Source organism: Bradyrhizobium sp. 33ap4 (assembly GCF_032654765.1).
Classification (GTDB): domain Bacteria; phylum Pseudomonadota; class Alphaproteobacteria; order Rhizobiales; family Xanthobacteraceae; genus Bradyrhizobium; species Bradyrhizobium australafricanum.
Genome location: NZ_JAUMTJ010000122.1, coordinates 1 through 7,670, shown reverse-complemented (window position 1 = coordinate 7,670; position 7,670 = coordinate 1). Strand labels below are relative to the sequence as shown.

Sequence of the window (7,670 nt, the reverse complement as noted above, 5' to 3'; positions counted from 1 at the left end):
CAATCACCTTCCACACCGGAATGGCCCGCTTCCAAATCCTCGCAAATGGCCCGACAAACGTGTAGATGCACTAGTGCGAAAGCAGGGACCCATACTCCGCGGCCGATGTTGTGAACGGGACTTTGTCGTTCCGGCGGCGCGCAATAATCCGCATTCGTGGTTATGGGTCCCTGCGTTCGCAGGGACGACATAAAATGTGTTGCGCGGTCTATGAGTCATACCACCGCATTCTCGCGACATGATTTGTCCAAGTCTTGCTGCGCTGCGCACGATGGCGTGTCGATGGCTCGGCGGCGCCCTTGCGCCGTCTCGAACCATGAGGTCACACTGAGCCCCTCTCCCGGGACACGCATTCAGCATGGCTCGGGATCACCTCACCGGAGCGCGCAGGTGGGCTTTCTCTTCGTCCTCATCGTCGGCCTGGTCGCCGGCACCATTTCCGGCATCGTCGGCACCGGCTCGTCGATCATGCTGATGCCGGTGCTGGTCTATCAGTACGGGCCGAAGCAGGCGGTGCCGATCATGGCCGTCGCCGCCGTGATGGCCAATCTGTCGCGAATCCTCGCCTGGTGGCGCGAGGTCGACTGGCGTGCCTGCATCGCCTACTCGATCACCGGCATCCCGGCCGCCGCGCTCGGCGCGCGCACCCTGCTCGCGCTGCCCTCGCATGCGGTCGATATAGCGATCGGCGTATTCCTGATCGCGATGGTGCCGGTGCGGCACTGGCTGGCGCGGCACAGGCTGAAGGCCAATCTCTGGCATCTCGCAATCGGCGGTGCGCTCATCGGCTACCTCACCGGCATCGTGGCCTCGACCGGCCCGCTCAGCGTGCCGCTGTTCCTGTTCTACGGTCTCAGCAAGGGCGCGTTCCTCGCCACCGAGGCGGCGAGCTCGCTCGGGCTCTATGTCAGCAAGTCGGTGACGTTCGAGCGCTTCGGCGCACTGACGCCGGACATCGCACTCAAGGGCCTGATCGCCGGCGCCTCGCCGATGGCCGGCGCCTTCATCGCCAAGCGCTTCGTGCTGCAGCTGAAGCCGGAGTCGTTCCGCCTGATCATGGACGGCATCATGCTGGCGGCGGGCACGGCGCTATTGTGGTCTGCAATGACGCAGTAAAATTCCGACATCGACCAGGCCCTGGGCAAACGGATTTCACCGTGACGAACACCAACATCCTCCCGATGGTGTCGTAATTCTACGGGGCTTTGCGCATCGGGTGGCGCGTACCCCGAAAGAGTTTTGTTGAGCGCTCACCTTCCGTTGTTATCCGGATTGCCATCGTCCGGCCGCTGCGTTTATGACAATCTCATTACTTGCACTTGATCGTTTGCGGAAAAGAACTTTGCTCCAGCAGGCATCACAGGGTTGATCGACGACCCGGATGCGAGTCCCGAGAGTTCAGACGACACGAGTTCAGCGAAACATGGCGTGCAGATCGGGCGCAGAGCCCGGCGCCTGATGTCGCCGATGTCGGCCTGACGAATGCGGGATCGCAAGTCGAAGCATTGGGAGTCGCGGGTCGTCAAAGCCCACGACAGGCGGGAAAGGCAGGCGCGCGATGCGCAAGATGATGATCACGACTGCGGCGATTGTGACGTTCGCTGTTGCCGACTCGGCGTTCTGGCCGACGGCAAGGCCCGATGTCGCGCAGTTCGGAGACAGCGTCTACGAGACGATCTGGGTCTGGCGCATTCCGGCCTACGCCAACAATCCGTCGTGGCGGGTTCGCTGGAGCTGGAGCGATCCGTTGCGCGCGCAGGCGAGATGCTGCCGCGCTCTGCCGACGAGTCTGACGCCGCGCGAGAATCCGCCGCTGCTGCTGTCGAGGCGGGACATCCACGTTTGACCGCGCGTACAAACGAGAGCAGTTCCCTTGCGCGAAGCGCATTTGATTCAAATTCGCGCTGTAGTTGAACTTACTTTTTATCCTTAACCAGAAACCTGATCTTTGATTTACATCTGCAAGATGCGGTTTACCTTGTCTCCGCGAGCACAGCGGATTCAGGGACAACAACAACATGCGCCAACCAAGCCTCACCCTGTGGTTGACCGTTGTTCTGGCGACGCAGGGATTGAGCGTCGCGGCAGACGATACAAGACCGGGGCAACCGGGTGCCGTTGCCGCTGCTGACCGCGTTGCATGTTCCCTGCAGCCAAAAAGTGAGGAACCGTCCGATCCGTCGTCGACCTCGGCAATTCCTCACGCCGAAAAATTCGTCGCGCGGGAACATTTCAAGGAGGACATCGCCTCGAGCGCGCCGGTCAGGATTTCCTGGTTAGGCGCGACCTTCGCGCAGCGCTTCACGAACAAGATCGAGGACGATAGCGGCAGCGCATCGTTGCAGACCTTCATCCTGAGCGCAGCCTCGAGCGACAAGGAGATCCTCGCCAAACTGGGTCAGAGCCACGAGAGCAGACTGGCCGACGTCTGGTGCGCGTTGAGGCGACAGCCCAGCGGCAGCAACGGCCCGCTGGAGGTCAACGCCAAGCCGAACGTGTTTTACGTCCGCGACACCGCCGGAGAGCTTGGTGCCGTCGACGTGCTGTGGGGCGGCGTCGGCTGGGAAATCGGCGCAAGCCCGGTCGGCGACAAGCCGCGCTGGCCGGGCGGAACGCGGGTGTTCTCGCGCTGAGCCGGCCCCCCGCCATCTGGCACTCCGTCTTCGATGGATCGCGCGCGGCGGCCGAACCGTGCTATGCATCGTGCGCGATAGCGCGACTCACCTGCTCCATGGCCAAATCCACCCTCTCCTTCGTCTGCCAGAACTGCGGCGCGGCGTATAATCGCTGGCAGGGCAAGTGCGATTCCTGCGGCGAGTGGAACACGCTGGCCGAGGAGGACACCACAGGCTCGGTGCCGGTCTCGATCCGCAGCAAGCGCAAGGGGCGGACGTTTGCGCTGGAATCGCTGTCCGGCAAGACCCAGGACGCGCCGCGGCTGTCGTCCGGGATGGCCGAGCTCGACCGCGTCACCGGCGGCGGCTTCGTCCGCGGCTCGGTGCTTTTGGTCGGCGGCGATCCCGGCATCGGAAAATCGACGCTGCTGACCCAGGCGACCAGCATGATGGCGCGCGCCGGCCACCGCGCGGTCTATATCTCCGGCGAAGAGGCGGTCGCCCAGGTGCGGCTGCGCGCCGAACGGCTCGGGCTCGCGGACGCGCCGGTGCAGCTGGCTTCGGAAACGTCGGTCGAGGACATCGTCGCGACGCTATCGGAAGGCGCGGTGCCGCGCCTGATCGTGATCGACTCGATCCAGACCATGTGGACCGACACGGTGGAATCCGCGCCCGGCACGGTGACCCAGGTCCGCGCCTCGGCGCAGGCCCTCATTCGCTTTGCCAAGAAGACGGGTGCCGCGATCATCCTGGTCGGCCATGTGACAAAGGACGGCCAGATCGCCGGTCCCCGCGTGGTCGAGCACATGGTCGATGCGGTGCTGTCGTTCGAGGGCGAAGGCTCGCAGCAGTTCCGCATCCTGCGCTCGGTGAAGAACCGTTTTGGCGCGACCGACGAGATCGGCGTATTCGAGATGACCGGCCTCGGCCTGCGCGAGGTCACCAACCCCTCGGAATTGTTCCTCTCCGAGCGCGAGCTCGGCAGCCCCGGCACGGCGGTGTTCGCCGGCATCGAGGGCACCCGTCCGGTGCTGGTCGAGTTGCAGGCGCTGGTGGCACCGACCTCGCTCGGCACGCCACGCCGCGCCGTGGTCGGCTGGGACCCGAGCCGGCTGTCGATGGTGCTCGCGGTGCTCGAAGCGCATTGCGGCGTCAAATTGTCCGGACATGACGTCTATCTCAACGTTGCCGGCGGCCTGCGCATCCAGGAACCGGCCGCGGACCTTGCCGCGGCGGCCGCGCTGGTCTCCTCGCTGGTGAACGCGCCGCTGCCGACGGATGCGGTCTATTTCGGCGAGATTTCGCTATCGGGCGCGATCCGCCCGGTGGCGCAGACCCCGGCCCGGCTCAAGGAGGCCCTCAAGCTCGGCTTCGCCCGCGCCATCCTGCCCGAATCGGCCCGCGGCGAGAGCGGCGGCGATTCAGGGCTCACCCTCAACAGCGTCGGCAATCTCACCACGCTGGTCGCCGAAATTGCGGCACGCGGTACGCCCCGGGGCGGCCGGCGCGACCAGGGCGGCTCCGGAGGCCCTGATGCGGCTGAGAAAAATGCCACACCGGCTCGATTCCGTCGCGAGACCAGCTAAAGCGGGCGTGACGTATCAGCCCCCCGCCGCTATACATCCGCCGCGCGGGACAGGTGGCGCTCTGGCCTTGCCGGATGCCCCCAATGCGCCTCAGTTAGGACGGCACCGACTTCGCCGATTCGCGAGAGCCCTTAGCAGCGTAAGCCCTTAACAACGTAAGCCCTTAACAGCGTACCGAAACGTACCAGCGGACCTGACCAGCCGATGCCCATAACGATACTTGATCTCGTCCTGCTCGGCGTGATGCTGATTTCGGGCCTGCTCGCGATGGTGCGCGGCTTCATGCGCGAGATCCTGTCGATCGCGGCCTGGGGCGCCGCAGCTTTGGTCACGCTGTATGCGTTTTCGAAGCTTCTGCCGACCGCCAAGACCTATTTCAACAACGACACGGTCGCCGCCGTGGTCGTGGTGGCCGGCGTCTTCATCGGCACGCTGATCGTGGTCTCGATCGTCACGGTGCGGATCTCGGACATGATCCTGGATTCCCGGATCGGCGCGCTCGACCGCACCCTCGGCTTCCTGTTCGGGCTCGCCCGCGGCCTCCTGATCGTGGTCGTGGCGTTCATGTTCTTCACCTGGCTGGTTCCGGACAAGCAGCGGCCCGATTGGGTGACCGGGGCGAAGTCCCGCGTGGTGCTGCAGGGAACCGGGGATTGGCTGATGTCGCTCTTGCCTGACGACCCCGAGAACACCATCTTAAAGAAGTTCAAGAAGAATAAGCCAGACGACGATTCTGCGGCCGATTCCAATGATCAGGCACCGCCGGCGTCGGGTGATGGCTATAGCAAACCTGCGCGTGACAGCTTGAAGAAGCTGATCGAGAAACCCGCGGGCCGATAAACTATTTGGGCCCTTACGAGAGGCGATGAACGAGATGCAGACCCCTTCGGATCATACCGACCAAATGGATCTCGACCTCGGCCCGATCGAACTGCAAGACGACCCTAAAAACGACCCTCTCAGATACCACCCCGACCTCGATGGCGACACGCTCCGCGAGGAATGCGGTGTGTTCGGCATCTTCGGCCATCCCGAGGCCGCCGCGATCACCGCGCTCGGCCTGCACGCCCTGCAACACCGCGGCCAGGAAGCCGCCGGCATCGTCTCCTTCGACGGCAGCCGCTTCCACAGTGAACGCCGCCTCGGCCTGGTCGGCGACGCCTTCTCCCGCCGTGAGGTGATCGAGCGCTTGCCGGGCAACGCCGCGGTCGGCCATGTCCGCTACTCCACCACCGGCGGCACCATCCTGCGCAACGTGCAGCCACTGTTCGCCGAGCTCAGCGCCGGCGGATTTGCGGTCGGCCACAACGGCAACCTCACCAATGGCCTGACCTTGCGCCGCGAGTTGGTCAAGGGCGGCGCCATGATGCAGTCGACCACCGACACCGAGGTGATCCTGCATCTCGTGGCGCAGTCCAAGCGCACCCGCTTCATCGACCGCTTCATCGAGGCGCTGCGCACCATTGAGGGCGCCTATGCGCTGGTCGCGCTGACCAACAAGAAGCTGGTCGGCGCGCGCGATCCGCTCGGCATCCGCCCGCTGGTGCTCGGCGATCTCGACGGCTGTCCGATCCTGACCTCGGAGACCTGCGCGCTCGACATGATCGGCGCGAAATACGTCCGCGACATCGAGCCCGGCGAGATCATCGTGTTCGACGAGCGAGGGGCTCACAGCCACAAGCCGTTCCCGCCGAAGCCGGCCCGGCCCTGCATCTTCGAATACATCTATTTCGCGCGCCCGGATTCGATCGTCGGCGGCCGCTCGGTCTACGACGTGCGCAAGGCCTTCGGCGCCCAGCTGGCGCGCGAGAGCCATCCCGAGGTCGACGTCGTGGTGCCGGTGCCGGATTCCGGCGTGCCCGCCGCGGTCGGCTACAGCCAGTATTCCGGCGTGCCGTTCGAGCTCGGCATCATCCGCAACCACTATGTCGGCCGCACCTTCATCCAGCCGACCCAGAGCGTGCGCGAGCTCGGCGTGCGCATGAAGCATTCGGCCAACCGCGCCGCGATCGAGGGCAAGCGCATCATCCTGATCGACGACAGTCTGGTGCGCGGCACCACCTCGAAGAAGATCGTGCGCATGATGCGCGACGCCGGCGCCCGTGAGGTGCATTTCCGCCTCGCCTCGCCGCCGATCCTCTATCCCGACTATTACGGCATCGACCTGCCGGACCGCGGCGGCCTGCTCGCCGCGACCCATTCGCTCGAGGAGATGCGCGACATCATCGGCGCCGACTCGCTCGCCTTCCTGTCGATCGACGGCATGTACCGCGCGATGGGCTATGAGGGCCGCGACCCGGCAAATCCGAGATTCGCCGACCATTGCTTCACCGGCGCCTACCCGACACACCTCACGGACCAGAGCGAAACCGAGGCCCCGCCGCGCCAGCTCTCGCTGCTGGCGGAGGCGAGCTGAGGCGAAGCGTCATCCCGGGGCGATGCGCAGCATCGAACCCGGGATCTCGAAGTTGTCTTGCGTTCTTGCCTCAAATTTCGAGGTTCCCCGATGCGCGATTGCGCATCTGAGGTCTGGTCCTTCGGACCATCCCGGAATGACCATGTCTTTTAGCCATGGCCGGGCTTGTCCCGGGCATTTCCGTCTGTAATACCCCGGGCAAACACGCGGACAGACAGACATGACAACACCCCTCGCCTCCCGTATCGCCCTCGTGACCGGCGCCTCGCGCGGCATCGGCTATGCGACCGCGGTCGCACTGGCCAAGGCCGGCGCGCATGTCGTCGCGGTGGCGCGCACGCAAGGCGGGCTGGAAGAGCTCGACGACGAGATCCGCAAGGCCGGCGGCAGCGCCACCTTGGTGCCGCTCTCGCTCACCGATTACGACGGCATCGCGCGGCTCGGCCTCGCGCTGCATGAGCGCCACGGCAAGCTCGACATCCTGGTCGGCAATGCCGGCACCGCAGGGCCGTCGTCGCCGCTCGGCCATATCGAGCTGAAGCCATGGAACGACGTGTTCGCGATCAACGTCACCGCCAATTTCCAGCTGATCCGCTGCATGGACCCGCTGCTGCGGCAATCCGACGCCGGCCGCGCGGTGTTCGTGACGTCGGGCGTGGCCCACAAGGCCAACGCCTATCTCGGCCCCTATGCGGCCTCGAAGGCCGCGCTGGAGGCACTGGTGCGCTCCTGGGCCAACGAGACCGCCAACACAAAGCTCCGCGTCAACCTGTTCAGCCCCGGCCCGATCCGCACCCGGATGCGCGCGCAGGTGTTTCCCGGCGAAGACCCGATGACGCTGGATACGCCCGACATGGCCGCCGAATTCATCGTGCCGATGTGTTCGCCCGCATGGACCGAGACCGGCAAGCTCTACGACTACAAGGCGCGCACGCTGCGCAGCTTCCAGCCGCCGGCGTGAGCGCGGCTCTCTCTCCCGTAGATGGGGTAACGGGCCGGCCGCCCGCTCGCTACGGCGCAATTTGGAAGCGCGCTCGCGAGCGGCCTGTTGGT

The 7,670-nt window shown here is 65.3% G+C and carries 7 protein-coding genes; all 7 read left to right on the top strand.

Annotated elements, in window-relative coordinates; translation table 11 throughout:
• Positions 1-390: 390 nt before the first annotated feature.
• Positions 391-1,116, top strand: a complete 726-nt coding sequence (locus tag Q2M23_RS42755) for a sulfite exporter TauE/SafE family protein (RefSeq protein ID WP_316399386.1) — start codon at positions 391-393, stop codon at positions 1,114-1,116.
• A 442-nt stretch (positions 1,117-1,558) separates the two neighbouring features.
• On the top strand, positions 1,559-1,846 hold the full coding sequence (locus tag Q2M23_RS42750) for a hypothetical protein (RefSeq protein ID WP_316399384.1): 288 nt from the start codon (positions 1,559-1,561) through the stop codon (positions 1,844-1,846).
• Between the two features lie 172 nt (positions 1,847-2,018).
• On the top strand, positions 2,019-2,633 hold the full coding sequence (locus Q2M23_RS42745) for a hypothetical protein (RefSeq protein ID WP_316399383.1): 615 nt from the start codon (positions 2,019-2,021) through the stop codon (positions 2,631-2,633).
• A gap of 98 nt (positions 2,634-2,731) precedes the next feature.
• Positions 2,732-4,201: a DNA repair protein RadA gene (radA, locus tag Q2M23_RS42740; RefSeq protein ID WP_229192200.1), complete on the top strand. Its 1,470-nt coding sequence runs from the start codon at positions 2,732-2,734 to the stop codon at positions 4,199-4,201.
• A 204-nt stretch (positions 4,202-4,405) separates the two neighbouring features.
• Complete coding sequence (locus Q2M23_RS42735; RefSeq protein WP_316399381.1) at positions 4,406-5,041, top strand: CvpA family protein; 636 nt, start codon at positions 4,406-4,408, stop codon at positions 5,039-5,041.
• A gap of 25 nt (positions 5,042-5,066) precedes the next feature.
• On the top strand, positions 5,067-6,617 hold the full coding sequence (gene purF / locus Q2M23_RS42730; protein WP_371852170.1) for an amidophosphoribosyltransferase: 1,551 nt from the start codon (positions 5,067-5,069) through the stop codon (positions 6,615-6,617).
• A 220-nt stretch (positions 6,618-6,837) separates the two neighbouring features.
• Positions 6,838-7,578 (top strand): SDR family NAD(P)-dependent oxidoreductase, encoded by a 741-nt coding sequence (locus Q2M23_RS42725; RefSeq protein WP_316399380.1) that lies wholly within the window; start codon positions 6,838-6,840, stop codon positions 7,576-7,578.
• The last annotated feature ends 92 nt before the right edge of the window (positions 7,579-7,670 follow it).